Raw genomic sequence first — 24,422 nt, 5'->3', positions numbered from 1 at the left:
ACTCAAATTCTAATCTCTTTGCTGAAAAAAGAAATAAAAATCAATTTATCAATAGCAAATCAGATTATAAAGTTAAGTTTTTCATTCACCTACAAAAATAATTATTTTACTCAATAAATAAAAAATACAACGTATTATTTTCAACGTAACTTCATAAAAATCAATTTTTAATTAGTAAATGATAACATAAAAATAGGTACTATATATTTCTTGCTATTTTATCTTATATTTTTTATTTTTATTTATTTTATTCCTGAAATATACTATACAATTTTTTCCGAAGAGTTTACCCAATCAGAAATTACTTTCCAAAAATTTCAGAAGAGTTCACCCAATCAGAAATTATTTTCCAAAAAATTCCGAAGAGTTTGCCCAAGCAGAAATTACTTTCCAAAAAATTCTGAAGAGTTCGCCCAAGCAGAAATTACTTTCCAGAAAATTCCGAAGAGTTTGCCTAAGCAGAAATTATCTTCTGAAAAATTTTCATTAAAATAATGTCTTTGACTTCGCTCAGACTGACAAACACAACATCAAGCTGAGCGGAGTCGAAGCGTAAATTATTTTTAAATAAAGTAAAATACACTGACATCATTATTCATAAAACATATTTTATTCATTTTGAAAAAAATTATCAAGAAAAAATATTGTCTTTTTAATAATTTTAAGTACCTTAGTCGCAGTAAAATACTTATTTTTTAAATTTAAACTGAGTTATTATGAAAATCACTTTATCAAAACTTAACACCAAAGAGTTAGCTACATTAACTGAAACCACGATTTCTATTTCCAAAAGTGGAAAGTACACATTTGTAGAAAGTAATGAACTTCTCAAACAAGTAGAAGAAATTTTTAATGTGTATAGGATTGTCTATACAAAATCAACTTTCAGCGGAAAAGGCAAATCAGTAGCCGAAGCGGACAAAAATCGCGACAAACTTTATAACGGCTTACGCGATTATATAAAGGGATATGCAGGTTTAGAACCTCTCCCCCACAATGCCAAAGCTAAAACTATTTACGCTGTATTTAAAAAATATGGAACGGGACTTTCAAAATTAAAATATGTTGAACAAACCGCTCAACTACGAAAGTTCCTTGAAGAAATGAATCTACCAGAAAATCTGTTGCTATTGGAAGATTTGGGTGTAAAGGCTGTTTTGGAGTTATTGAAACAAGCCCAAGATGATTTTGATGTTATTTACGCTGAGCAAATAGCCAGTAATTCTGAACTCCGTAATATTCCTTCAGCATCTAAAGTGCGAACCGAATTGGAAGAATATTTACGTGCATATTTTACTTTCATAAAAGTAATGCAGAAAAGCCCCGAATGGAAACCTCTCTACAACGAAATTAATGAATTGGTAAAGTCGGTAAAGCCTAATATTTCCGAAAAGAAGAGCAATGAACCTGAAAAACCTCAAAGCTAATCGTTTCTGAAGTTACTAAAAGAATGGAATTGCAAAAAATATAACAACTTAAAGCCAATAAAAAACGGATAATTGAAATTATCCGTTTTTGTTATTAGTACTCGAAAGTACCATATTCACTTTTGATTGTCAGTCGTTTGGTATCGGACTTCTCTACCCTACCTATTATTTGAGCTTCAACGCCAAAGCTCTCAGAAATTGCAACAATATCATTTGCGATTTCTTCAGGGACGTAAATTTCCATACGATGTCCGCAGTTAAAAACCTGATACATTTCTTTCCAATCCGTTCCTGATTCTTGCTGAATTAATTGAAACAAAGGAGGTATTTTGAACATATTGTCCTTAATAATATGCAAGTTATCCACAAAATGTAAAATTTTTGTTTGAGCTCCCCCGCTGCAATGTATCATTCCGTGAATTTGTTTGGAAGTATATTTTTCAAGAATTTTTTTAATTATCGGAGCATAGGTTCGCGTAGGTGAAAGCACTAGTTTTCCTGCATCTAACGGGCTGTTTTCCACCGAATCATTTATTCTTTTTGTTCCAGAATAAACCAAATCTTTAGGAACTAAACTATCGAAACTTTCAGGATATTCTTTCGCCAAGTAATTAGCAAAAACATCGTGCCGAGCAGAAGTCAGTCCGTTGCTACCCATTCCCCCGTTGTATTCTTTTTCATATTTCGCCTGTCCGAAAGAAGCCAATCCTACAATTACATCGCCTTCTTTAATATTCGAGTTATCGATTACCTCGCTACGTTTCATACGTGCAACCACTGTTGAATCTACAATAATGGTGCGTACCAAATCACCTACATCTGCTGTTTCTCCACCTGTGGAATGAATATTCACGCCAAATTCTTTCAATTCGGAAATAAGTTCTTCTGTTCCGTTAATGATTGCCGAAATCACCTCAGCAGGAATTAGATTTTTATTTCTTCCTATGGTAGAAGATAGCATAATATCATTAACCGCACCTACGCAAAGTAAGTCATCAACATTCATAATAAGAGCATCTTGGGCAATGCCTTTCCAAACAGATAAATCGCCTGTTTCTTTCCAATAGACATAAGCCAAAGAAGATTTTGTACCAGCTCCGTCAGCGTGCATTACCAAACAATATTCTTGGTCATTTGTTAAGTAATCGGGAACTATTTTACAAAAAGCTTTCGGAAAAAGCCCTTTATTGATATTCTTAATTGCACTGTGGACATCTCCTTTCGAGGCAGAAACACCACGCTCGGCGTATCGTTTACTTACTTCCATAAATATCAGTCTATTTCTTAAAATGAGTGGCAAAGCTACAATTTTTTTTTAATAAATCCTATTGATTTTTATTGGTCGCCTTTTGCTTTTTCATAACAAAAAATGTGATTCAAATTTTGCAGATATAGCAATTTTATGTATGTTTGCACGATGAAAAATTTTAGGCTATGATTCAGAGAATACAGAGCGTTTATATGTTAGCAGTAGTGATTATTGGAGGGGTGCTACCTTGGTTGTTTTCATTGTACAAACAAGCAAATGACGTAACCATATTCGCTTACAAAAATGACACAATAAGCGGAATTCTGTTCGCTGTATCGGCTCTTTTAGCGATTTATAGTATTTTAAAATTCAAGACAAGACAAACTCAGTTTGTTCTTAACAGGCTGAATATTCTTATAAATCTTACTTTACTAGGAATGTTTGTATATCGAGTGCTAACCTCATCCGGAGAAAGTTTAATTTCTGAGAAGGGTGTTGGGATTTTCTTACCCGTTCTTTCTATCGTTTTTTTATTTTTAGCTAACCAAGCTATCCGACGGGACGAAAATCTTGTAAAATCAGCAGATAGATTACGATAGACCTATAATCTTAGTAGTGTTAGTGCGTTAAAAAAACCTAAGCAAATTGCTTAGGTTTTTTTATTATTTCAAATATCCCTTTTGTTTTTCTTGTTCAAGAATTTCTTTTAATTCCTTTACTTTTTGAGGAAACTTATCGGCTACATTTTCTTTTTCAGAAATATCTTTTTCAATATGATATAATTGTTCCTCAGGTGAGTTTCCTAAAAAAGTACGTGTCAACTTTTGATAAGCATTTCTATTATTAGGTTCAATGTATTTCCATTTCCCATCGTTAATTGATAATGAATTTGCTGAAGTTATGATGTAGGAACGCCCTTTCGTTTCTTTTCCTAACAATGTTCTTAGTTGATTTTGACTATCTTTTGCTGCTCCTTCTGGAATATTTTTATTTATAAGAGTTGTTAACGTTGCAAATAAATCTACCTGAGAAAATAAGGCATCAGACGTACCAGATTTAATTGTTTTTGGAAAACTTACTATGAAAGGCACACAAGTACCTGCTTCAAAATTGCTATATTTCCCACCACGATGGTGAAATTTTCCCCACGGATTGTGACTTCCCAAAAGTTCTTCAGCTTGGTCTTGATAACCATCATCAATCACAGGACCATTATCACTGGTAACAATAATTAGTGTGTTCTCAAACAATCCTTTTCTTTTAAGAACTTCAACTATCTGTCCGATAGTCCAATCAAACTGCAAAATAGCATCTCCTCTGTATCCCATTCCACTTTTACCTGCAAAACGAGCGTGTGGATATCTTGGTACGTGTATGTCATTTGTTCCTACATACAAAAAAAATGGCGATTTAGTATGTTTGTCAATAAATTGTACTGCTTTTGAAGCAATCGAATCTGCAATGTTTTCATCTTCCCACAAGGCTTTTCCTCCACCTTTCATATAACCTATACGAGAAATTCCGTTTACAATGGCTTGATTATGCCCGTGATTTAAAGAAGGTTTTAATTTTGTTAACAATTCAGGATGTGTTTTCCCCAGAGGTTCTCCTTCAAAAGGTTCTTTATAACTTACTTCTATTGGTGCATTGGCATCGTAATTAGCTACCTTCTGATTTTCAACCCAAACACAAGGAACTCTATCTCCCGTAGCAGCCATCAAAAAAGAATAATCAAACCCTATATCAGAAGGACCTGGCGATATAAAACCATTCCAATTCTGAGAACCTTGCGTATCTCCTAGTCCCAAATGCCACTTTCCTACGGCTCCCGTTGTATAACCCGCTGATTTGAAAACATCTGCAATAGTAGTTTGCTCAGGACGAATTATCATTCCTGCATCGCCATCTGCAATTCCTGTATTCTTTTTTCTCCAGTTATACTCACCTGTAAATAATGAATAACGTGAGGGTGTGCAAGTTGCCGCAGTTGTGTGTGCGTTAGTAAACAAAATTCCTCCATCAGCAAGTTTGTCTACGTGAGGTGTTTGAATATGTTCTGCCCCATAGCAACTCAAATCGCCATAGCCTAAATCATCGGCAACAATCAGTATCACATTTGGTTTTTGCTGTACTTTATCATCTTCTTTTTTTGTTCTAACCCCACAAGAAAAAATAAGTAGTAAAAACAATAAGTTGATAATTTTAATTTTCATAAAACAATTATTTGGATTTTCAATAAAATGACAACGACAAATTTAGGAAATAATTTTTAGTGTGAAATTTTCATCTGTTAAAAAATATGCTAAAGAACTATTTTATGCAAAATAGAGACTTTTCCAAGTTTATTCCCAAATGATTTTATAAATTTGCGTCTGAAAATTTTGAAAAAGGTATGAAAATTTTAATCATCGAGGACGAACCTGCTCTGCTGGAAACAATACAACAATTTCTCAAAACAGAAAAATACATTGTTGAAACAGCAACTGATTATATTTCAGGCGTTGATAAAATTGGAGCGTACGATTACGATTGTATTTTACTCGATATTATGTTACCCAAAGGAAGTGGAATTGAAATCCTGAAAGAAATTAAACGCCTGAACAAAAAAGATGCTGTGATTATTATTTCTGCAAAAGATTCTGTTGAAGATAAGGTTTTAGGATTGGATTTAGGAGCTGATGATTATTTAGCTAAACCATTCAATTTGTTAGAGTTGCATTCAAGAATAAAATCGGCCATACGAAGAAGAAACCAAAATGGTGAAAATTTTATTTCTTTCAAAAATGTAAAACTCTTTCCTGAAGACAGAAAAGTTTTGGTAAATGAGCAAGAAATGACTTTGAATCGCAAAGAATTTGATTTGCTTTATTATTTTATGATTCGCCCCGAAAAAACACTACAAAAAACATCTCTGGCGGAATCGGTTTGGGGTGATAATATTGACCAAGCCGATAGTTTGGACTTCATCTATTCACAAATAAAAAATTTGCGAAAAAAACTCAAAGAATATAATGCAGAAATTGATTTTCAAGCAGTTTACGGAATTGGATACAAATTAGTATGAGTGTTTCGTTAAAAAGTTATACGTTAAAATATCTTGCCTCAGCACTCTTCATTATCATTGCTGTTTGGGCGACCCTTTTTTATACTTTCCTGATTGAAGAGGTTTATGATAACATTGATGACGGACTGAAGAACTTAAAAATTCAGATCATTCGTGAAGCATATGTAAATGATAAAATACTAGCTATCAATGATTTTGATTTCAATCAATTTCGAATTACCCCCATCGAATTTGATGAATACAGAGAAGGTAATTACTTCAGAACTGAGTCGTTTTATATGGAATATGAAGACGATGTTGAGCCTTATCGTGTTTTGGAGACTTATTTCAGAGATAAAGAAGGACAACCCAAACGCCTTGAAATTCGCACCTCAATTGTGGAGGAAGATGAATTTGGACAAAATCTATTCATAGCTTTAATTGCTCTTTACATTGTAATTGTAACGAGCATTATTATGATAAATAATATAATTCTACGAAAAACCTGGAAACCTTTCTATAAAATACTTGAAAAATTAGGAAATTATCAATTAGGAAAAGGAAGTGATGACAAAAAAGAAAAACCAACAAATGTTCGGGAATTTAATCTTTTGAATAGCCAAATTCAAAAAATGATTGACCGAAATGAACGAATGTTCAAACACCAAAAACAATTTATCGAAAATGCTTCACACGAATTGCAAACTCCTCTGGCTATTGCAATTAACAAAATAGAAATACTTTTAGAAGATGAAACTCTGAGCGAAGAAAATCTCATTGAGCTTAGCAATACGCGTGAAACTTTACTGAAGCTGGTAAAAATGAATAAATCCCTTCTGATGCTTTCACGTATTGAAAATAATCAATTTAGTCCACAAGAAGAAGTTAACTTTAATGATGTAACCAAAAAAATTGTTGAAGACTTTTCCGATATGATTGATTTTAAAGAAATTGAACTAAAACTGAATGAAAATAATACTTTCAAATCAATGATAAATCCTGATTTAGCCTACATTTTAGTTTCAAATCTTATGCGTAATGCTATCAAATACAACAAAAACTCAGGAATTATTTGCATCAATTTCTATGAAAATGGTTTCAATATTCAAAATTCATCTCTTGATTCCAAACCACTTAATAAAGAACTCATTTTCAATAGGTTTTATAAATCCAATCAAGATACAACATCAACAGGATTAGGACTTTCTATTGTAAAAACAATCATTGATAATACACAAAATTTGAAAATTAACTATCAATTTGAAAATGATTTACACACTTTTGAAGTAAAAAAAATATAATTTTTTCACTTTTCCCATTTTATTCCCAAATCATTGCTCAATTTTGCATCACAAATTTAAACTTATATCACATATGAAAAAATTAGCTACAATGTTATTTTTATTTGTAGGAATGACAATCAATGCTCAAGAATCTGTTGTAACTCAAAATGAACTGCCTCAAGAGGCTCAAAGTTTTATAAAAAAACACTTTTCGCAATACACTTTGGATTACATAATCCTTGATAAAGAGTATTTTTCCTCAGATGATTACACAGTACGATTTTCGGAAGGACTTAAAATTGAATTCAATGAAAAGGGAGAATGGACGGAAATTGATGGAAATTACACTGAAATCCCCACTGAATTCATTTCAAAAAACATCACCTCGTACGTAAAAGCAAAATTTGCAAATACAAGGATTGTAAAAATTGAAAAAGGCTTCTTTGGCACTCAGGAAGTAAAATTATCCAATGGATTGGAGCTTGAATTTGATTCTAAAGGTAACTTTAAACGAGTTGATGATTAAATTAAATAACCCCACAAAGTTTTTGTGGGGTTATTTATAATTAGCAACTATTTTACTATCCTTTTTTTAACAATTCTATAGCGTGATCTCTTGCCGATTTACTACTATTTTTACCTCCAAGCATTTCAGAAATTTCAGTAATTCTGTCATCTTCAGAAAGATGTTTTAAATGAGTTGTAGTTTTACCATTAATATCTTCTTTGAAAACCTTAAAGTGATAATCTCCTTTAGCTGCAATTTGTGGCAAGTGAGTAATGGCAAAAACTTGGCGATTTGTACTCATCTTTTTCATAATATCGCCCATTTTTTGAGAAATTTCTCCTGAAACTCCTGTATCAATTTCATCAAACATAATGGTAGGAAGCGCAATGTGTTCTGCCATTATTGCCTTGACTGACAACATTATGCGTGACAGTTCTCCTCCTGAAGCTACCTTTTTGAGCTGACCAAAATTCCCTCCCTTATTGGCTGAAAACAAAAATGAAAGCTCATCAATTCCATTACTGAAAAACGTTCCTGTAGGGGTTACTTCAACGGAAAAACGAGCATTTGGCATTCCTAATTCGTGTGTAAAATCAGTGAGTTTTTTTACCAATTTCGGTATTATTTCCTCTCGAGTTTTATGAATTTGAAGTGCTTTTTGATACGTTTCTGCCTTTTTGTTTTCAACAATTTGTTGCTGTTCTGTGATAGAATCCTCAATGTTTTCAGTTTGCGAAACTGATTTTTCTAAATTCTCTTGAATTTTTATTAATTCATTAACTGTTAATACTTTATGTTTCTTCTGAAGCGTATAAATTAAATTTAATTGCTGAGAAATATCTGCTAATATTTCAGGATTTGCTTCTATATTTTCATCAATGTCAAAAACTTCACTTTGTAAATCTTCCAACTCAAGAAATGCAGATTCAATACGTTCAAATATATCTCTGTATTGCTGTTTATAATCCGTTAGGCTCGAAAAAGTTCGTTTTAATTCTCGAAGTTGATTAACAATCCCCGTATTTTCATCACTGAGCAAATACAAACTCTCGGAAATTCGTTCCTTTATCTCTTCTATGTTCGAAGCTTCTTCATAGGTTTCTTCCAATTGTTCTTGTATGCCTTCTTGCAAGGGAGCCGATTTTAATTCCTTGAGTAAGTGTAAATTATAATCGTATTCTTTGGCTGCATTTTTCTGAAAATCAATAAGTTCTTGCAACTTTTTTTGTGATTTCTTCAACGATGACCATAAAGATTTATATTCCTCTCTTAAATCCTTATTACCTGCCATCGCATCAATGATTTCAAACTGAAACCCCAAATTGCCTAACAAAATAGTTTGATGTTGTGAATGAATATCAACTAATACTTGTCCTAATTTATTAAGAACATCTAAAGTTACAGGTGAATCATTGATAAAAGCACGTGATTTTCCTGTTGGGAGTATTTCCCTTCGGATAATCGTATTTGTATCATAATCAATCTCTAATTCATCAAAAAGAGATTTAAATTGATATTTATTCAAATCAAATTCTACCTCAATGACGCATTTTTCATCAGTATTTCGCAAAACTGACATATCTGCCCGTTTCCCAAGGACTAAAGACAACGCATCTAACAAAATAGATTTTCCAGCTCCTGTTTCTCCTGTAATGATAATAAAACCTTCTGGAAAATCAATCTGCAAATCATCAATTAGTGCAAAATTTTTTATTGAAAGTGCTTTTAGCATTTTTTTATATTTAATAGATATTATATAAAATTACAAATGATATTTTATTTTCCGATTAAGAAATTATCACTTAATCTGATTCCATTTTACTATTTGCGAAGGAGCTATTCTGCTTAACATTTCCTTTAATGAAGTTGTATTAAAGATGCTTCCTCCTGAAAAAATTGACACAATTTCATCAGTTTTAGCATTGAAAAATAAATTCATCGCATAGGAATTTAACCTAAGGCTTGGGATTTTCTCAAGAAGCAAAATCGCTTTTTGAATTTCTTCCTTTCCTTGTTTCTCATTGCCACTCATTACATCTAACCCTAATCGGTGATATTGATACCAAGTTTTATGATAATTCTGATAATTCTCGGAAAGTAACTCATTCACCAATAACCAACGATTATTGCTTCCATCATCTGTCCAACCTCCAAATCCACTACTCTGAGCTGAAATTACAACATTCTGAGCTTGTGTAAAATAATGATGACTTCCTGATTCAGAAAAAGTATTAGCATCAAAACCTAAAATCAGATATACATAATACGCCACAACTGAAGTTAAATTCGATTCAAATGTATTTTCGTTAAAAGAAAGAGGTTCGTATTCTTGATAATTAAAAAAAACATCTTTATCCTGCAAATTTAAAACAGGTGTTTGATACGATGTATTAAAAACAGGGCGAGATGATTGTACCAGCAAACTTGCTTCAAATCGATTTCCTTCATATTTATTAATTACAAGTGTAAAACTACATTGAATACGCTCATTTTCTCGTACCTTTTGGTTTGTCCATTGTGTTTTATTGATAAATTCTTGTAATGATTTCTCAAGAGTTCTGAACACAGACTTATTAGTAACACTTATTTTTTGTGTATTGATAGAAACCAAAGCATTTAATTCTTGTGAATGCAAATTCCAACCAAGAATTAAAACTAAAATACATAAATTTTTTTTCATAATTTTCGTCTATATTTCACGCAAATATAATTTATTTTTATGGAATAGAAAAAGAATTGAAAAATTTTATATCTTTACGCTTTAAATAATATTTATGGAAGAAAATAAACAAACTTTACTAAAAAAATGGAAAGAAACTTCAAGTGACAATCTGATGAAATTCTGGGAAGTTGATTTCGTGGAATTGGGTCAGGATTATATTATCTTGAAGATGCCTGTCACAGAAAAAGTTACTCAAATTGATGGCGTTTTACACGGAGGAGCAACTCTCGCATTGGCAGAAAGTGCAGGAAGCATTGCTGCTTGGATTCTTTATCGTAAGGAAGGAGAAAGCATACGAGGCATCGAATTGAGTGGCAATCACGTTAGGTCTGCAAAAATAGGCGAAATGGTATTCGCTAAAGCCACTTGCATCAATGCTGGTCGTACTTTACAACTTTGGGAGATAGAAATTACAAACCAAGAACATAAACTAATTTCATTCTGTAAGTTTACAACCATAAAGATAAAAGAACAATAGCAAAAATAGCTTTCTCTCTTTCTAATCATCATTGCTAAATAACTTAGTATGACCATTTTTAATAAAATCATTGAATTATATAATTCTGGTATTCCTTTTGTTACTTTCAAAAAGCCTAATTCAAACATTATAGAAGTATTTGAACAATCAGATGATGTAGTTTATCGCTTTGATAATTCATTTTCCGCTGATGGATTTGTGTTAGCTCCTTTTCATAATGATGATAATTCTTCAATCATTATCAAAGCAGACAAAAAGTATCAAGAAGAACTAAAAAGCAATCATATTAATGCCCCTATAAAGAAAGAAATCCCTTTCAGTAATCTTGAAAAAGAACAACATATCAAGCTAATAGAAAAAACTATTGTACAAATGCAGGAAGGAAACTTTGAAAAAGTTGTTCTTTCTCGAAAAATAACTATAAATCATAAAGCAAATCCTGTAAATGTCTTTGAAAAAATAACAAAACACTATTCTTCAGAATTTTGTTATCTATTTTCACACCCAAAAATAGGCACTTGGATTGCCGCAACGCCCGAAAAACTGCTTAGCATAAACAAAAATCATTTTTATACAATGGCTCTTGCGGGAACACAACCTTACAACGAAACAGGAAAGCATATTTGGAAAGAAAAAGAGAAAGATGAACAACAAATCGTAACCAATGTAATTGTTCACAAGATAGCTCCACACGTAAATAATCTTGATGTTTCGCAAGTAAAAACCATCAGAGCAGCAAACGTTGTACATCTTTGCACAGATATTGTGGCTAAATTAAAAAGTAATGAAAATCCTTTCATTATCGTTGATAAATTACACCCAACCCCTGCTGTTTGTGGTTTTCCTTACAATGAAGCAAAGCAATTCATTCTGGAAAATGAGCATTATAATCGTTCCTATTATTCAGGATACTGCGGAATTGTTGATAGCAAGGAACATTCTATTGATTTTTATGTCAATTTACGATGTATGCAGATAGAAAATGACCAAGTTTTCATTTATGTAGGCGGAGGCATTCTAAAAGAATCCAATCCACAAGCGGAATGGGAAGAAACACAGAATAAAGCACAAACAATGTTTGCAATTCTTTGATAAAGCATTCTATTTTTAGTCTTGATACTAGTTAAAATTTAAAAATTACTGAAACAATACTTATTGGGTTACATTCAAACTGATACAAGTAATATCATTCTAAACAAAGATCAGATTGTAAAGAAGTTCAGAATGAATGATAGAAAGTAATTCCTACAGAAATTTGTTCTTATTCATTTATAAATATCCTTCATCGATGTAGATATGCTTTATATCTTCATTGTTTGAAGGATTTTTCTTTTATCCAAATAGAAAAAATAGATGTACTTCAACTAAATCAAGATGTACTTTAATCAAATCAAGATGTACTTTAACAAAATCCAGATATACTTCAACTAAATCAAGATGTACTTTAACCAAATCAAGATGTACTTCAACTAAATCAAGATATACTTCAATCAAATCAAGATGTACTTAAACAAAATCAAGATGTACTTAAACAAAATCCAGATGTACTTTGATAAAATCAATATGAAATTATTATAATTTTAAGTAGAACTATTATAAAGTGAGATTAATTATGATTTAGTAAAACTAAAAAACTTTGCTGCAAATGTATATCTTACCATTTTACAGCAAAGTTTTAATATGGGTAATGTTTCCCTTATATAAAGAAATCTATTTCTTCCAATTTATTTCCTCTTTATTAGACAAATTTACTTTGATATCCTCTTCGGAAAGTGGTTTTTCAAAATGATTGTTCTCTATGGTTACATTTTTCACGTGTTCGAACAAAAATTTATGTGTATTCCAGTGAAAAGGTTTAAAACTATCATTCTTAATAACTTTATTATCCTTAAAAACAAGATTATCTACTGATTTAGCATATAGGATAGGTTCATCGAACATCTCGAAAACATTGTTTTCAATCACGATTCCTGAATGGAAATACTGTTTTTGGTCTTTTAAATTCGGGATTTCAGGATAAATGGAAATGACAGCATTCGTAAATTGATATCTTGCCGTTAAAGCATTGATGAATTTGTTATTTTTAATGATGACATTTCTACAAGCACCCGTTTCATACCATCCGTTGCAGTCTCCGCAAAGCAAAATGGCTGTTCCGTGCGTGTGGTCAAACACATTATTTTCACAAACCACCTTTTTGGGAGTGCTGAACAATGCTCCCCTGGCTCTGTTATTCCTTATCAGATTATTATTAAAGATGACTTCGGGTGTCCACGTTAGGTTTTCAATTCCGAAAGGTTTACTTGGCTCAATTTCCTGAGGGATATTCTCTGTAAAAGCAATTTCGAAAACCTTAGCACCAAATTCCGAAGGTTTATCAACAGCTTTGATACTTTTTATTTTATAGATTTTATTATCGACTAAGTCCATTGTATTTGAGGAAATAAACTGAACTTCATCGCCTACTTCTCCCCATAAAAATCCCCAAGCCTGATCGTGCATATAACGTGCCTTAATAGTATGATCATTTGTCCGCTCAATTATTTTAAGATAAGTTCCGTGTACATTAATAGCATCATCAGCCATTCCTTCATACAAACCGTTTTCAGAACGAATAATTCCTTTACAGGCAGAAAAATGAGTTGCATCGGCTTGTGTAGTAAAGTATCGGGAATCATTCTCTTTTAAGCAGACAGCAAACTTATCAAGTGTTATATTTTCCGAAAGCTGTGCTAATAGTCCCATTCCGTAAGCGTAATGTACTTTTACGTTTTCAACACGTGTATTTTTTGAATAATCAATTACAATTCCTGGTGTAGGACGATGATATGTTCGTAGGGCAAATCGCTCTCCCCTTTCTGTAAATTGATTTTGCTCCCAGCCTTCTATTTTTAGCACATTATCACGTAGTTCAGTTACTTTTTCAGGAGTAAAATTGACATCAGCACGTTTGTAAGCTAATTTTTTATCTTCCCGAAATGCCATTGCAACTATCGGACTTACGGCGTAATCTTCCCCAAAGACTATCAATTTTTCATTTTCTATTCGGTAATTTTGCTTAGGATATATTTCAGCTATAGTGATATTGTTTTCCTTATCAACTTCCAGGATTTCCAGCTGTCTCAAATGCGGATATTGAAAATCTATTGAAAAATTCTTTAGGACAACATTTTTGCAATTCTTCAAAACGAAAGGAATCATTGTTCCGTGAAATATAAATTGACTTCCTTTTGCATCAATAACTACATTTTCGAGGTTTTCTAAATAGAATGCAACCTTTTTAGGATTGTCTTGATCGTGATTGGAAATGTAGAGTTCTTTTTCAAAACTTCCTTCAGGATAAAAATGATAAATACCCTTTTCCAGAACAATATTTCTTTGTGTATTGTTCTTTGTTTTAATCTCTTCTATCTGTTTTTTTATCACAGGAGAATAGTTTTCTTTGTGTTCAACTTCCTGAATTGTTTCTGTCTTTTTAACGGCACAACTTAGGAAAACTCCTAAAGCAAGGGCCAGAAGAAAAATGTACGTTTTCATCAATCTATTTTTTGAAATTAGTTGAGCAAAGATAACAATAGTAAAGAAAAAAGGCAAAAAAATAACGCGGAACTCTCGTTCCGCGTTACTCTGAACATAAATTTTAATACAAAATGAAACAAATTCTCGTGATCACGGCAGGATTCGAACCTGCGACCGTCTGCTTAGAAGGCAGATGCTCTATCCAGCTGAGCTACGTGACCCCTTTAACCAAAAAAATATATTCCCAAAATGCAATATTGAAACATTTGTGAAATATATTTTACTTTTCAGTCGGGGCGGCAGGATTCGAACCTGCGACCTCCTGGTCCCAAACCAGGCGCGATGACCGGACTACGCTACGCCCCGAAAAACTTTTGTTTTGATGCGGAGAGACTGGGACTCGAACCCAGGCATCGGTTACCCGATGACAGATTAGCAATCTGCTCCGTTACCACTCCGGCACCTCTCCTTTATTATTATGAACGTCTTTGTTTCCGTTTTGCGAGTGCAAATATAGAATGTTATTTTTTTCTATGCAAATAAATTTGAAGTTTTTTTAGTTATTTTTTCACATTTTTTTTCATCACACTTATCCTCAATATTTTACATTACATAAATTTATTCTTTTCTTTGTAAAAATTTTTATATCTTAAAAAAATTATAAACCTCCTCATAAAATAATGAGCTGTTTCTTAAAAATTCACTACTTCTGAAAAAAGAAAAAGTACAAAGTAATTAGAACTTTGTACTTTTCTTTTGCATAATTTTTTCTTAATTATTTAGCGAACAATCTAACATCAACACGTCTGTTTTTTGCTCTACACTCAGGCGTGTCATTTTCAGGACATACAGGATGTCTATCTCCATAACCCTCTGCACTTAATTGAGATTCACTTGCTCCCAAAGCTACCAATTTCATTTTTACAGATTCGGCACGTCTTTTTGATAATTCGATATTTTTCTGAGCGTCTCCTGAATTATCCGTATATCCACCAACACGAAGTCCAGCTTTTGGAAAAGCCTTTAAAATTGTAACTATATTCATTAACTGTGCATCAGAATCAGATGTTAATTCATCACTTCCTGATTTAAAATAAGTTCTATCAAGAGTAATCCAATTTTGTTTTGCGTCTCTTTCTATATCAAAATTTTCATCTAACAATAGATTAACAATCTTTCTTTCAGAGGAGTTTAATCCAACTTGAAGCCCATTATTATCTGGTAAATTCAACATAGAAACCTCTCCTACATCATATTTATAATTCCCATAAGCATCTAATAACTCTTTATCTGAATTTTCACTAACCTCTTCTTTTTGAACAACATCAGAAACATTTTCTTGATTTAGTTCAACTTTAGATAAAGGTAAATCATTTGCAGTTGATGTATGTCCACCTAAAATTGGAGCAATTACCAAACCTACTAAACAAGTGAGTTTTATCAAAATATTCATTGAAGGACCTGATGTATCTTTGAAAGGGTCACCTACCGTGTCACCTGTTACAGCAGCTTTGTGAGCATCAGAACCTTTGTAGGTCATTTGTCCATTAATTTCAACTCCCGCTTCAAAAGATTTTTTCGCATTATCCCAAGCTCCACCAGCATTATTTTGGAAAATAGCCCAAAGAACGCCCGATACAGCCACACCTGCCATATAAGCTCCTAAAGCCTCAGCTCCCATCACAAAACCAATAATAATAGGTGTAATGATAGTAATAGCTCCTGGAAGCATCATTTCGCGAAGTGCTGCTTTTGTTGAAATATCAACACATTTTCCATATTCAGGAGTACCTTTACCTTCCATAATACCTGGAATTTCACGGAACTGACGACGAACTTCATTAACCATATCCATCGCTGCCTTTCCTACCGATTGCATTGCCAAAGCTGAAAAAACAACTGGAATCATTCCCCCAATAAATAATGCGGCCAATACATCTGCCTTGAAAATGTTAATTCCGTCAATTCCAGTGAAAGTAACATAAGCAGCAAATAAAGCCAATGCTGTTAAAGCTGCTGATGCGATGGCAAATCCTTTACCAACAGCAGCAGTGGTATTTCCTACTGAATCCAATATATCTGTACGTCCACGAACCTCTTTCGGTAGTTCGCTCATTTCAGCAATACCTCCTGCATTGTCGGCAATCGGTCCGAAAGCATCAATTGCTAATTGCATAGCCGTCGTAGCCATCATAGCCGAAGCCGCAATTGCAACTCCGTAAAAACCAGCTAATTCGTAAGAACCCCAAATTGCCACAGCAAAAAGCAAAACAGACGAAAATGTTGATTTCATTCCTGTTGCCAAACCTGCAATTATGTTAGTCGCAGCTCCTGTTGATGAATTTTGAACAATATTCAATACTGGTTTTTTACCCAAAGCTGTAAAATATTCTGTAAAAGCAGAAATCAAAAGCCCTACGGCTAATCCAACAACTGTTGCAAAGAATACATTACTGCTTGGAATATCTTTGATACCTTCACCAAAGAATCTCATTTGGATAGTTTCAGGAAGCATCATATCAATCAAAAACCAACAAGAAATAAGTGTCAGAGCCAATGCCACGTAATTCCCCATATTTAGTGATTGTTGTACTTGCTTCTCCTTAGCTTCATTGTTTTTAATACTTACGAAGAAAGTTCCTACAATAGAAGCTATAACTCCCACACCAGCAATCACAAGAGGAAGTAAAATAGGTCCCAAACCATCAAAACTATCGGAATAAGCTACTCCCGTAGCCTCAGTAATATCCTTGATAATATAATTTCCTAATACCATTGAAGCCAATACGGTAGCCACATACGAACCAAACAAATCAGCTCCCATACCTGCCACATCTCCAACGTTATCTCCAACGTTATCAGCAATTGTAGCTGGATTACGAGGATCATCTTCTGGAATTCCAGCTTCTACCTTTCCTACTAAATCTGCACCAACGTCAGCCGCTTTGGTATAGATACCGCCACCAACACGAGCAAAAAGTGCAATAGACTCGGCACCAAGCGAAAATCCTGCTAAGGCTTCCAAAACAATAGTCATTTCATCATAAAAACTCTTATTGCCTTGTAAGAAAACGTTAATAAAAATAATGAAAAATAAACTCAAACCAAGTACAGCCAACCCAGCGACTCCCAATCCCATAACGGTTCCTCCTCCGAAAGAAACTTTCAAAGCCTTTGGAAGACTGGTACGAGCTGCTTCTGTAGTACGAACGTTTGATTTAGTAGCAATTCGCATACCAATGTTTCCAGCCAATGCAGAAAATAATGCTCCGAAAACAAAAGCCACTACAATAAGCCAATGTGAGGTTTCAACCATTCGGGAAACCACAAAAAGAGCTATCGATGCAATCACCACAAAGATAGCTAAAATGCGATATTCCGCATTCAAAAAAGCCAAAGCTCCTTCCTGAATTTTTTCAGAAATACTTTGCATTTTTTCATTACCTGTTGCTTGTTTATTAATCCATATAGCTTTGGTAATCATAAAAATAAGTCCGCAAATTGCAAGGACTAATGGAAGATAAAGTACAAATTTCTCCATAATGACATATTAACTTAAATTTATATTAATGTAAAATAAAGCCGTAAAAGTAACACTATTAAAAGTAGTATCAAAAAAAATCTTAAAATTTAACAATTGAAAAGCTTTTAAAATTTCATTTTATGAAAAATGAACAACCAACAATTGCCTAATTTTAAGGAATATTCAAATATTTATGTGTTTGAAGAGAAACTTTCCATTTCGGATTTTTCATCACAAAATCCACAATTTCAGGAATTACTTTTTCGCGTCTGCTCCACTCTGGCTGCAAGTATAAAATACACTTTTCTGATACTTTTGAAGCCATTTCTTCAGCAAAAATAAAATCGTGATTATTGTAAACAATTATCTTTAACTCATCAGCTTCTTCGAAAATTTCTGGAGTTGGTAATTTCATCTTTTTGGGAGACAAACAAATCCAATCCCAAACACCCGTAAGTGTATGAGAACCTGAGGTTTCTATATGTGTTTTCACACCATTATCTTTCAATTTTTGCGTTAAAGGAAACATATTCCACATAAGAGGCTCTCCTCCTGTAATTACGATTGTATCAGAGTATTTAACAGCTTCATTCACAATTATATCTATGTGCGTGGGAGGATGTTTCTCTGCATCCCAACTTTCTTTTACATCGCACCAATGGCATCCCACGTCACAACCTCCTACACGAATGAAGTAAGCAGCCGAACCTTTATAATATCCCTCTCCTTGAATCGTATAAAATGCCTCCATTAATGGAAGCATTTCTCCTTTATCCACAGCTTTTTGAGTTTCTTTATCTAACATCTTAACAATTATTGCGGTGCAAAAATACAATAATAATTTCTATTCTGGTAAGTCTTCTACCTTTAAAACCCAAGCATCAGAAATATTGGCTATAATTTTAATTTCTTCTGCTTTCAAAGATGCTTCTTTATAGGTATCATATTTTTCTACATATATGTAGTTAAGATTTCGCTCTTTGTTATAGATTGTATTTGTTTTATATCCTAATTTTTTAAGTTTTTCTATTTGTTTTAACATATTGCGTTGATTTAGGTAGACTCCCACAATTACGTAATACTTAAAATTAGAATTTTCAACAATAGGCTCTAAAAATTGCTCCTCTTTCAGTTCTTTAACAACATTTTCTATTTGTAATGCAGTCAGAAATAAATAATATTGATCTGCACTTCTTGAAAAAGTCACTTTCAAAGAACTTGCTCCATTTGGAATAAGTAATTGATTGTCGGGGACATCAAGACTAAAAATATCAAAACCTAATGTATTTTGACTCGCTGGATTTCTACTTGTTACAAAAGTATTATTATCAGTAATTCCACTATTGAAAAAATTTCTTGAAGAGCGAGTTTCAGTTTCTAAGTCTAAAGAAATTCCAGTTACAGGGTTGGAAATAAACACTTTATCTCCAGCTATACTAAAATCACCTTCTAGCACAGTTCCCATAACTTTTGTATGGAATACGTTTTCCTTTGGAGTTAAAAATCCACTGAAATTGAATGATTTAGGATAATTATTAATAACAGAAAAGCCATCGTATGTTATGATTTTTTTCTCACTACTAATCTGACTTTCATAAACAAACACCAAAGCCCAACCTGCTGCCACCCCACCTGCTATGTAACCATTTGCAGCTTTCACATTCGCAATGGTATATTCTCCTTCTACTACTGAAGAATCTGTAAATAAATGAGATACATCAGCATAATAAACATATGGAGCTACTCCTTTTAGTGAAGTTTCCTCAATTCCGTCAAAGATAAGCTCTCCTTTTACTGATAGATACTCTTCTTTAGCAGGAATTTTAATCATCACATTATCAGCAATTTGCCTATCCAATTTCTTAATTTTGTAATTCTTGCCTTTAAGTACCCCAAAATCATACGGATAGGTTGCTGTCCAATACAATCCTGCATAAACAACTTTTGAACCTTCCTTTCCATCAAAAGAAAAACTTGCACTGCTTGAAGAAAATGTATTTGGATTATCATCAATATCAATATATTGCATATCCAATTCATCATTCATTTTTACCTTATTAGAACGGTCGTTAAAAGGAACATTTGCAGTGTTTTTTCTGTCTTTTCTATTAACAATATTGTTTCCTATTATTTTCATTTCTCCTTTTAAAGAGGCTTCGTAACGAATAGTAAATTCTTTAGATGGAGCTTGGCCATATGAGGAAACCGAAACCATTGCACAAATTGAAGTTATAAGTAGTAAGTGTTTCATCTTCTGATTTTATTAAACTCTGCAAAGATAAAAATATTTTCTTCAAGAAATAAAAAAAACGACACACGTAAAGAATCAAACAAATACTATGAATAGACCTAAAATAAATGCTTGAAATTCTTTTTTGAAGAATTATTGAATTTTATTTGTACTTTTGCAGATTATTGCTTTTTGCAAAACATAAATTATACGAAGAATATCAATGCAATTTGAATTATTAAAAACAGACCAGCACACTAAAGCTCGTGCCGGGAAAATCACAACAGACCACGGAATCATTGAAACTCCGATATTTATGCCTGTCGGAACGGTCGCATCGGTTAAAGGAGTACACCAACGCGAACTCAAAGAAGATATCAATCCAGATATTATTTTAGGAAACACCTATCATTTGTATTTACGCCCAACTACTTCTATTTTAGAAAAAGCAGGTGGGCTTCACAAGTTTATGAACTGGGATAGAAATATCCTTACCGATAGTGGTGGTTATCAAGTATATTCACTTTCCGATACTCGAAAAATTAAGGAAGAAGGTGTGAAATTTAAAAGTCATATTGATGGTTCGTATCATTTCTTTTCGCCTGAAAATGTGATGGAAACACAACGAAGTATCGGAGCGGATATTATAATGGCTTTTGACGAATGTACCCCATATCCTTGTGATTATCAATATGCTAAAAAATCAATGCAAATGACGCATCGTTGGCTTGACCGATGTATCTCGCATTTGGAAAAAGTACCACCAAAATACGGATATTCGCAATCGCTTTTCCCTATCGTTCAAGGTTCGGTGTATAAAGATTTACGTGAGCAATCGGCAGAATACATTGCCTCAAAAGGAGCTGACGGAAATGCCATTGGAGGGCTTTCGGTAGGAGAACCTGCTGAAGATATGTACGAAATGACTGACTTAGTTTGCGATATCTTGCCTAAAAACAAACCTCGTTATTTAATGGGAGTCGGGACACCTGTTAATATATTGGAAAACATAGCCTTAGGAGTAGATATGTTTGATTGTGTGATGCCTACACGCAACGCACGTAACGGAATGCTTTTTACTTCCCAAGGGATTATCAATATCAAAAATAAAAAATGGGAAGATGATTTTTCGCCCATTGACCCCGACGGACATACATACGTAGATACCTATTACACAAAGGCTTATTTACGTCATTTATTTGCAGCAAATGAATTTTTAGGCAAACAAATCGCGTCTATTCATAATTTAGGTTTTTATTTGTGGTTAGTTCGCGAGGCTCGGAAACACATCTTAGCTGGGGATTTTGCTTTCTGGAAAGAAAAAATGGTAAAACAATTGGGGCAGCGACTATAAATCAAAAAATTAAAGTTCATAACAATGAAAACACAACTGCCTTACGATATCTATCAAAAGAAACTTGATAAAGAAATTTCTCATCGGGCGTCTTTTATGAACGATAGCAAGTGGTACAAATTTTTTGAAGAATTTTCAATTAATAACCTTTCGATAAACGAAAGTAAAATCAAATTTTTATTAGAGGATAAAATTTATGATTTTAGTATCGGATATATTGGAGAAAATTATATGGATACTATTTTTGGAGTGTTTTCTTTTAAGGAAATTGAATGGATTTTTATTCCTCAAAAATATGAAATAGAAAGATTTAACAGAACGGAAAAGCTAAGTTCTCGATACAAAGAAAATCCAATTGATAAAATTGAGGAAGCAATGAGCAATTTGGCACAATTTTGTTATGAAAAAGATGAAAACGGACTAAAAATCTACGGATACAAATGAAAATATTAGACTGGTACATATTAAAAAGATATTTGATGACATTTTTAATGTTAATATTGCTTTTCGTACCTATTGGAATTGTTGTGGATTTGTCAGAAAAAGTTGATAAAATGATTGACAGAAAAGCTCCTATCGATGAAGTATTAATGTACTACGGAGCTTTTTCAATATATTTTGCAAATATTCTATTTCCAATTCTGTTGTTTTTGTCCATTATATGGTTTACCTCCAAATTGGCTAATAACACAGAAATCATCGCTACTTTAAGTTCAGGAATTTCGTTTAACCGCTTCTTGCGCCCCTTTTTCATTGGAGCTTCTATTGTTTCTGTAGTAGTATTCTTTATGGGAATGTTCATAGTTCCAGCAGCAAGTAAATATTATAATGAATTCTATAACAAATATTTACAAAGTAATTCAGTAACAAGTGTAAGCGATTTGTACAACCAATTCTCGGAGAATGATTACTTATATGTTAGCTCTTTCAATTACGAAGATAAAACGGGATACAATTTTTCTGTTGAGCATTTTGATGGAATTCATCTAAAGGAGAAGATAATGGCTCAATCTATAAAATGGATTGAAAATGATAGTATAAAAACTTATCGGCTAACAGATTATGTAAAAAGAACGATCGGTGAGAATGACGATATTATCGAAAAGAAACAAGTACTTGACACACTTTTCACCTTTGAGGTTGATGATTTAATGCCTGTAGAATACGCCGCTGAAAGCAAAAATATTTTTGAATTAAATAAGTTTATTGAACGCGAAAAAATGAAAGGCTCTCCTAATCTAAACCTCTATCTTTTAGTAAAATATCGCCGCTGGGGATTGATGGTAACTGCCTTTATTTTAACTATCATAGGAGTTGCTGTTTCTTCCGTAAAACGACGAGGAGGAATGGGAATAAACTTAGCTTTTGGGATTGTCATAGGTTTTGTTTTTGTATTTTTTGACCGTATTTTTGGAACTCTTGCAGAAACTTCAGGCTTATCTCCTCTGATGGCTGTGGCGATTCCAAACGTTATATTTTCGATTTTAGCCATATATCTACTAAGGGCAACAAAAAGATAAATCGTTTGTAAATCAATTTATAAGAAAAATAAAATAATACTATAAGAAAAATCAATCCGAAAACTCTCTTATGCTTATTTAATTTTCCTACCTTTGCATCTAACAAATCAAAAATATTAATATTATGAGTTATAATGCATTAGGACTTGAAAAGTCAAAAGTAGAAAATGTAGCAAATGAATTAAATGTACTTTTAGCAAACTTTCAAACATATTATCAAAATTTGAGAGGTGTACATTGGAATATCAAAGGAAAACGCTTCTTTGAGCTTCACGTAAAATTTGAGGAACTTTACAACGCAGCTCAAGTTCACGTTGATGAAATAGCGGAACGTATTTTAACATTAGGGTTTACTCCGTTTCATACGTTTGAAGACTACGTAAAAAATTCAAAAGTGCCTGTAGGACACAACGTATTCAATGATGATGCAACTGTACGTTTGATTATGGATAGCATTTCAGAACTTCTTAAAATAGAACGTAACTTGCTAAACACAGCCGATGAAGCAAATGACGAAGGAACTATTGCCTTAGTTGGAGAGCTGATCGCAGACCAAGAGAAAAATATTTGGATGTTAAAAGCATATTTGAACGAAACAATATAAGCTATTTAGAAACTGCTTTATGAATCTTTTCTATTCATAAAGCAGTTTTTAGTTTATAAAATTATATTTTTATTAACTTTTTTTATTTTTTCCACACAAAAACATAAAAGTTTTATAACCAATAAATTAAAATAAAAATATTCAAAAACATATATCTACAATAAATTTAAATGTAAAAATTTTTAACATTTTCTATTTTTATTTTTACATTTTTTTATTACTTTTGCCCCGAATACATAATATTACTGCTATATGGTAAAGCAATCTATCTGTAAGCCAGTTCCCATTAATCAGGAAGTTGTTTGGGATAAAACAAAAACTATTGTTTCTACTACTGACAAATTTGGGACAATTATTGATGTCAATCAAACATTTTTGGATGTTTGTGGATATTCAATTGAAGAAGTACTAGGACAGCCGCATAATATCATTCGGCATCCTGACTCTCCGCAGATTCTTTTCAAGATTCTTTGGGAGAATATTCTCGCAGGAAGAAATTTTCACGTTATTCTTAAAAATATTTCAAAATCGGGAAAATATTACTGGGTAATCACTGATTTTGAAGTAAATAGAAATACCGAAGGAGAAATTGTATCATTTACAGCAAGAAGAAGGTCTGTGGCAGAAAATGTTATCAATGAGCATATTATGCCTCTTTATGAAACACTTCTGAAACTGGAAAAGATTGGCGGAACAGACCTAAGTAATCGCTATTTCAAAGGATTTCTTGACAAACAAGGAAAATCGTATGTTGAGTATATAATGGACATCGTAGGTGAAGATACAACAGCAAACATTACACAAATTGTTACTGATGAAAGAAAGCCTGAAGACGAAATTATGCCTCTCAAAGAGATTTCTGATGATATCTTTAACGAAGAAAAGAGTGAAGACACACGACGTAAAAACTTTTTCACTCGATTGTTTTCTATAAACTAGTAAATCATACTTTTTCATAATCA

The 24,422-nt window shown here is 32.7% G+C and carries 21 protein-coding genes and 3 tRNA genes; 12 read left to right on the top strand and 12 right to left on the bottom strand.

Going from position 1 to position 24,422, the window contains the following annotated elements:
- Nucleotides 1-716 precede the first annotated feature (716 nt).
- Entirely contained in the window at nt 717-1,427 is a 711-nt protein-coding gene (locus CGC48_RS11320) for a DUF6261 family protein (RefSeq protein ID WP_018278633.1), read from the top strand.
- 94 nt (nt 1,428-1,521) lie between these two features.
- Here the strand turns inward: CGC48_RS11320 and CGC48_RS11315 are convergent, their stop codons facing one another.
- Nucleotides 1,522-2,694: an AIR synthase related protein gene (locus CGC48_RS11315; RefSeq protein ID WP_373871259.1), complete on the bottom strand. Its 1,173-nt coding sequence runs from the start codon at nt 2,692-2,694 to the stop codon at nt 1,522-1,524.
- A gap of 167 nt (nt 2,695-2,861) precedes the next feature.
- Between CGC48_RS11315 and CGC48_RS11310 the strand changes: the two genes are divergently transcribed.
- Entirely contained in the window at nt 2,862-3,275 is a 414-nt protein-coding gene (locus tag CGC48_RS11310) for a DUF4293 domain-containing protein (protein ID WP_098029648.1), read from the top strand.
- A gap of 63 nt (nt 3,276-3,338) precedes the next feature.
- On the opposite strand, the gene CGC48_RS11305 is transcribed toward CGC48_RS11310, so the two are convergent.
- Nucleotides 3,339-4,889 (bottom strand): sulfatase family protein, encoded by a 1,551-nt coding sequence (locus CGC48_RS11305; RefSeq protein ID WP_098029647.1) that lies wholly within the window; start codon nt 4,887-4,889, stop codon nt 3,339-3,341.
- Between the two features lie 179 nt (nt 4,890-5,068).
- Between CGC48_RS11305 and CGC48_RS11300 the strand changes: the two genes are divergently transcribed.
- The 3 genes from CGC48_RS11300 to CGC48_RS11290 all read left to right on the top strand — a co-directional run bounded on the left by CGC48_RS11300 (nt 5,069) and on the right by CGC48_RS11290 (nt 7,528).
- Nucleotides 5,069-5,740 (top strand): response regulator transcription factor, encoded by a 672-nt coding sequence (locus tag CGC48_RS11300; protein WP_041993513.1) that lies wholly within the window; start codon nt 5,069-5,071, stop codon nt 5,738-5,740.
- Entirely contained in the window at nt 5,737-7,020 is a 1,284-nt protein-coding gene (locus CGC48_RS11295) for a sensor histidine kinase (RefSeq protein ID WP_098029646.1), read from the top strand. Before CGC48_RS11300 ends, CGC48_RS11295 begins: the two co-directional genes overlap by 4 nt.
- Nucleotides 7,021-7,093: 73 nt before the next feature.
- On the top strand, nt 7,094-7,528 hold the full coding sequence (locus tag CGC48_RS11290) for a PepSY-like domain-containing protein (RefSeq protein ID WP_018278626.1): 435 nt from the start codon (nt 7,094-7,096) through the stop codon (nt 7,526-7,528).
- Nucleotides 7,529-7,583: 55 nt separating this feature from the next.
- On the opposite strand, the gene recN is transcribed toward CGC48_RS11290, so the two are convergent.
- Both recN and porD read right to left on the bottom strand, forming a co-directional pair.
- A complete protein-coding gene (gene recN / locus CGC48_RS11285) occupies nt 7,584-9,242 on the bottom strand; it encodes a DNA repair protein RecN (RefSeq protein WP_098029645.1) in 1,659 nt (552 codons plus the stop codon).
- Nucleotides 9,243-9,308: 66 nt separating this feature from the next.
- Nucleotides 9,309-10,190 (bottom strand): type IX secretion system protein PorD, encoded by an 882-nt coding sequence (porD, locus tag CGC48_RS11280; RefSeq protein WP_098029644.1) that lies wholly within the window; start codon nt 10,188-10,190, stop codon nt 9,309-9,311.
- Nucleotides 10,191-10,284: 94 nt separating this feature from the next.
- On the opposite strand from porD, the gene CGC48_RS11275 reads away from it, so the two are divergent.
- Both CGC48_RS11275 and CGC48_RS11270 read left to right on the top strand, forming a co-directional pair.
- Complete coding sequence (locus tag CGC48_RS11275) at nt 10,285-10,710, top strand: PaaI family thioesterase (protein WP_018278623.1); 426 nt, start codon at nt 10,285-10,287, stop codon at nt 10,708-10,710.
- Nucleotides 10,711-10,758: 48 nt separating this feature from the next.
- Nucleotides 10,759-11,802: an isochorismate synthase gene (locus tag CGC48_RS11270; RefSeq protein WP_098029643.1), complete on the top strand. Its 1,044-nt coding sequence runs from the start codon at nt 10,759-10,761 to the stop codon at nt 11,800-11,802.
- 240 nt (nt 11,803-12,042) lie between these two features.
- Here CGC48_RS11270 and CGC48_RS11755 read toward each other — a convergent pair whose 3' ends face one another.
- The 8 genes from CGC48_RS11755 to CGC48_RS11235 form a co-directional block, all read right to left on the bottom strand.
- Nucleotides 12,043-12,204 (bottom strand): hypothetical protein, encoded by a 162-nt coding sequence (locus tag CGC48_RS11755; protein ID WP_157909906.1) that lies wholly within the window; start codon nt 12,202-12,204, stop codon nt 12,043-12,045.
- A gap of 216 nt (nt 12,205-12,420) precedes the next feature.
- Entirely contained in the window at nt 12,421-14,247 is a 1,827-nt protein-coding gene (locus CGC48_RS11265) for an alpha-1,3-galactosidase-related protein (RefSeq protein ID WP_098029642.1), read from the bottom strand.
- Nucleotides 14,248-14,376: 129 nt separating this feature from the next.
- Nucleotides 14,377-14,450 (bottom strand) — tRNA-Arg (locus CGC48_RS11260).
- 70 nt (nt 14,451-14,520) lie between these two features.
- Nucleotides 14,521-14,595 (bottom strand) — tRNA-Pro (locus CGC48_RS11255).
- 19 nt (nt 14,596-14,614) lie between these two features.
- Nucleotides 14,615-14,698 (bottom strand) — tRNA-Ser (locus CGC48_RS11250).
- Between the two features lie 306 nt (nt 14,699-15,004).
- Nucleotides 15,005-17,770, bottom strand: coding sequence for a sodium-translocating pyrophosphatase (locus tag CGC48_RS11245; RefSeq protein ID WP_098029641.1), 2,766 nt, complete (start codon nt 17,768-17,770; stop codon nt 15,005-15,007).
- 154 nt (nt 17,771-17,924) lie between these two features.
- Nucleotides 17,925-18,557: a 7-carboxy-7-deazaguanine synthase QueE gene (locus CGC48_RS11240; RefSeq protein ID WP_098029640.1), complete on the bottom strand. Its 633-nt coding sequence runs from the start codon at nt 18,555-18,557 to the stop codon at nt 17,925-17,927.
- 39 nt (nt 18,558-18,596) lie between these two features.
- Nucleotides 18,597-20,003 (bottom strand): SPOR domain-containing protein, encoded by a 1,407-nt coding sequence (locus CGC48_RS11235; RefSeq protein WP_098029639.1) that lies wholly within the window; start codon nt 20,001-20,003, stop codon nt 18,597-18,599.
- A gap of 202 nt (nt 20,004-20,205) precedes the next feature.
- Between CGC48_RS11235 and tgt the strand changes: the two genes are divergently transcribed.
- From tgt to CGC48_RS11210, 5 genes are all read left to right on the top strand, one after another.
- Nucleotides 20,206-21,336, top strand: a complete 1,131-nt coding sequence (tgt, locus tag CGC48_RS11230) for a tRNA guanosine(34) transglycosylase Tgt (protein WP_098029638.1) — start codon at nt 20,206-20,208, stop codon at nt 21,334-21,336.
- A gap of 24 nt (nt 21,337-21,360) precedes the next feature.
- Nucleotides 21,361-21,780 (top strand): DUF6678 family protein, encoded by a 420-nt coding sequence (locus CGC48_RS11225; protein ID WP_098029637.1) that lies wholly within the window; start codon nt 21,361-21,363, stop codon nt 21,778-21,780.
- The gene (locus tag CGC48_RS11220) at nt 21,777-22,856 is read left to right on the top strand and encodes an LptF/LptG family permease (protein ID WP_098029636.1); all 1,080 of its coding nucleotides are present in this window, start codon (nt 21,777-21,779) and stop codon (nt 22,854-22,856) included. The genes CGC48_RS11225 and CGC48_RS11220 overlap by 4 nt, the downstream gene beginning before the upstream one ends.
- Nucleotides 22,857-22,980: 124 nt before the next feature.
- Nucleotides 22,981-23,460, top strand: coding sequence for a Dps family protein (locus tag CGC48_RS11215; RefSeq protein ID WP_018278614.1), 480 nt, complete (start codon nt 22,981-22,983; stop codon nt 23,458-23,460).
- A 252-nt stretch (nt 23,461-23,712) separates the two neighbouring features.
- On the top strand, nt 23,713-24,399 hold the full coding sequence (locus CGC48_RS11210) for a PAS domain-containing protein (protein ID WP_098029635.1): 687 nt from the start codon (nt 23,713-23,715) through the stop codon (nt 24,397-24,399).
- The last annotated feature ends 23 nt before the right edge of the window (nt 24,400-24,422 follow it).

This window comes from Capnocytophaga cynodegmi (assembly GCF_002302475.1).
In the GTDB taxonomy this organism is placed as follows: Bacteria; Bacteroidota; Bacteroidia; order Flavobacteriales; family Flavobacteriaceae; genus Capnocytophaga; species Capnocytophaga cynodegmi.
This window is presented reverse-complemented; position numbering and strand designations above follow the sequence as displayed.

Excerpts from the sequence above, each read along its gene's own strand:
- CGC48_RS11215 (WP_018278614.1), top strand. The coding sequence starts at position 22,981 with ATGAGTTATAATGCATTAGGACTTGAAAAGTCAAAAGTAGAAAATGTA.
- CGC48_RS11275 (WP_018278623.1), top strand. The coding sequence starts at position 10,285 with ATGGAAGAAAATAAACAAACTTTACTAAAAAAATGGAAAGAAACTTCA.
- CGC48_RS11220 (WP_098029636.1), top strand. The coding sequence starts at position 21,777 with ATGAAAATATTAGACTGGTACATATTAAAAAGATATTTGATGACATTT.
- recN (WP_098029645.1), bottom strand. The coding sequence starts at position 9,242 with ATGCTAAAAGCACTTTCAATAAAAAATTTTGCACTAATTGATGATTTG.
- CGC48_RS11225 (WP_098029637.1), top strand. The coding sequence starts at position 21,361 with ATGAAAACACAACTGCCTTACGATATCTATCAAAAGAAACTTGATAAA.
- CGC48_RS11210 (WP_098029635.1), top strand. The coding sequence starts at position 23,713 with ATGGTAAAGCAATCTATCTGTAAGCCAGTTCCCATTAATCAGGAAGTT.
- CGC48_RS11270 (WP_098029643.1), top strand. The coding sequence starts at position 10,759 with ATGACCATTTTTAATAAAATCATTGAATTATATAATTCTGGTATTCCT.
- CGC48_RS11240 (WP_098029640.1), bottom strand. The coding sequence starts at position 18,557 with ATGTTAGATAAAGAAACTCAAAAAGCTGTGGATAAAGGAGAAATGCTT.
- CGC48_RS11315 (WP_373871259.1), bottom strand. The coding sequence starts at position 2,694 with ATGGAAGTAAGTAAACGATACGCCGAGCGTGGTGTTTCTGCCTCGAAA.
- CGC48_RS11300 (WP_041993513.1), top strand. The coding sequence starts at position 5,069 with ATGAAAATTTTAATCATCGAGGACGAACCTGCTCTGCTGGAAACAATA.
- tgt (WP_098029638.1), top strand. The coding sequence starts at position 20,206 with ATGCAATTTGAATTATTAAAAACAGACCAGCACACTAAAGCTCGTGCC.
- CGC48_RS11320 (WP_018278633.1), top strand. The coding sequence starts at position 717 with ATGAAAATCACTTTATCAAAACTTAACACCAAAGAGTTAGCTACATTA.
- CGC48_RS11265 (WP_098029642.1), bottom strand. The coding sequence starts at position 14,247 with ATGAAAACGTACATTTTTCTTCTGGCCCTTGCTTTAGGAGTTTTCCTA.
- CGC48_RS11245 (WP_098029641.1), bottom strand. The coding sequence starts at position 17,770 with ATGGAGAAATTTGTACTTTATCTTCCATTAGTCCTTGCAATTTGCGGA.
- CGC48_RS11305 (WP_098029647.1), bottom strand. The coding sequence starts at position 4,889 with ATGAAAATTAAAATTATCAACTTATTGTTTTTACTACTTATTTTTTCT.
- CGC48_RS11290 (WP_018278626.1), top strand. The coding sequence starts at position 7,094 with ATGAAAAAATTAGCTACAATGTTATTTTTATTTGTAGGAATGACAATC.
- porD (WP_098029644.1), bottom strand. The coding sequence starts at position 10,190 with ATGAAAAAAAATTTATGTATTTTAGTTTTAATTCTTGGTTGGAATTTG.
- CGC48_RS11235 (WP_098029639.1), bottom strand. The coding sequence starts at position 20,003 with ATGAAACACTTACTACTTATAACTTCAATTTGTGCAATGGTTTCGGTT.
- CGC48_RS11310 (WP_098029648.1), top strand. The coding sequence starts at position 2,862 with ATGATTCAGAGAATACAGAGCGTTTATATGTTAGCAGTAGTGATTATT.
- CGC48_RS11295 (WP_098029646.1), top strand. The coding sequence starts at position 5,737 with ATGAGTGTTTCGTTAAAAAGTTATACGTTAAAATATCTTGCCTCAGCA.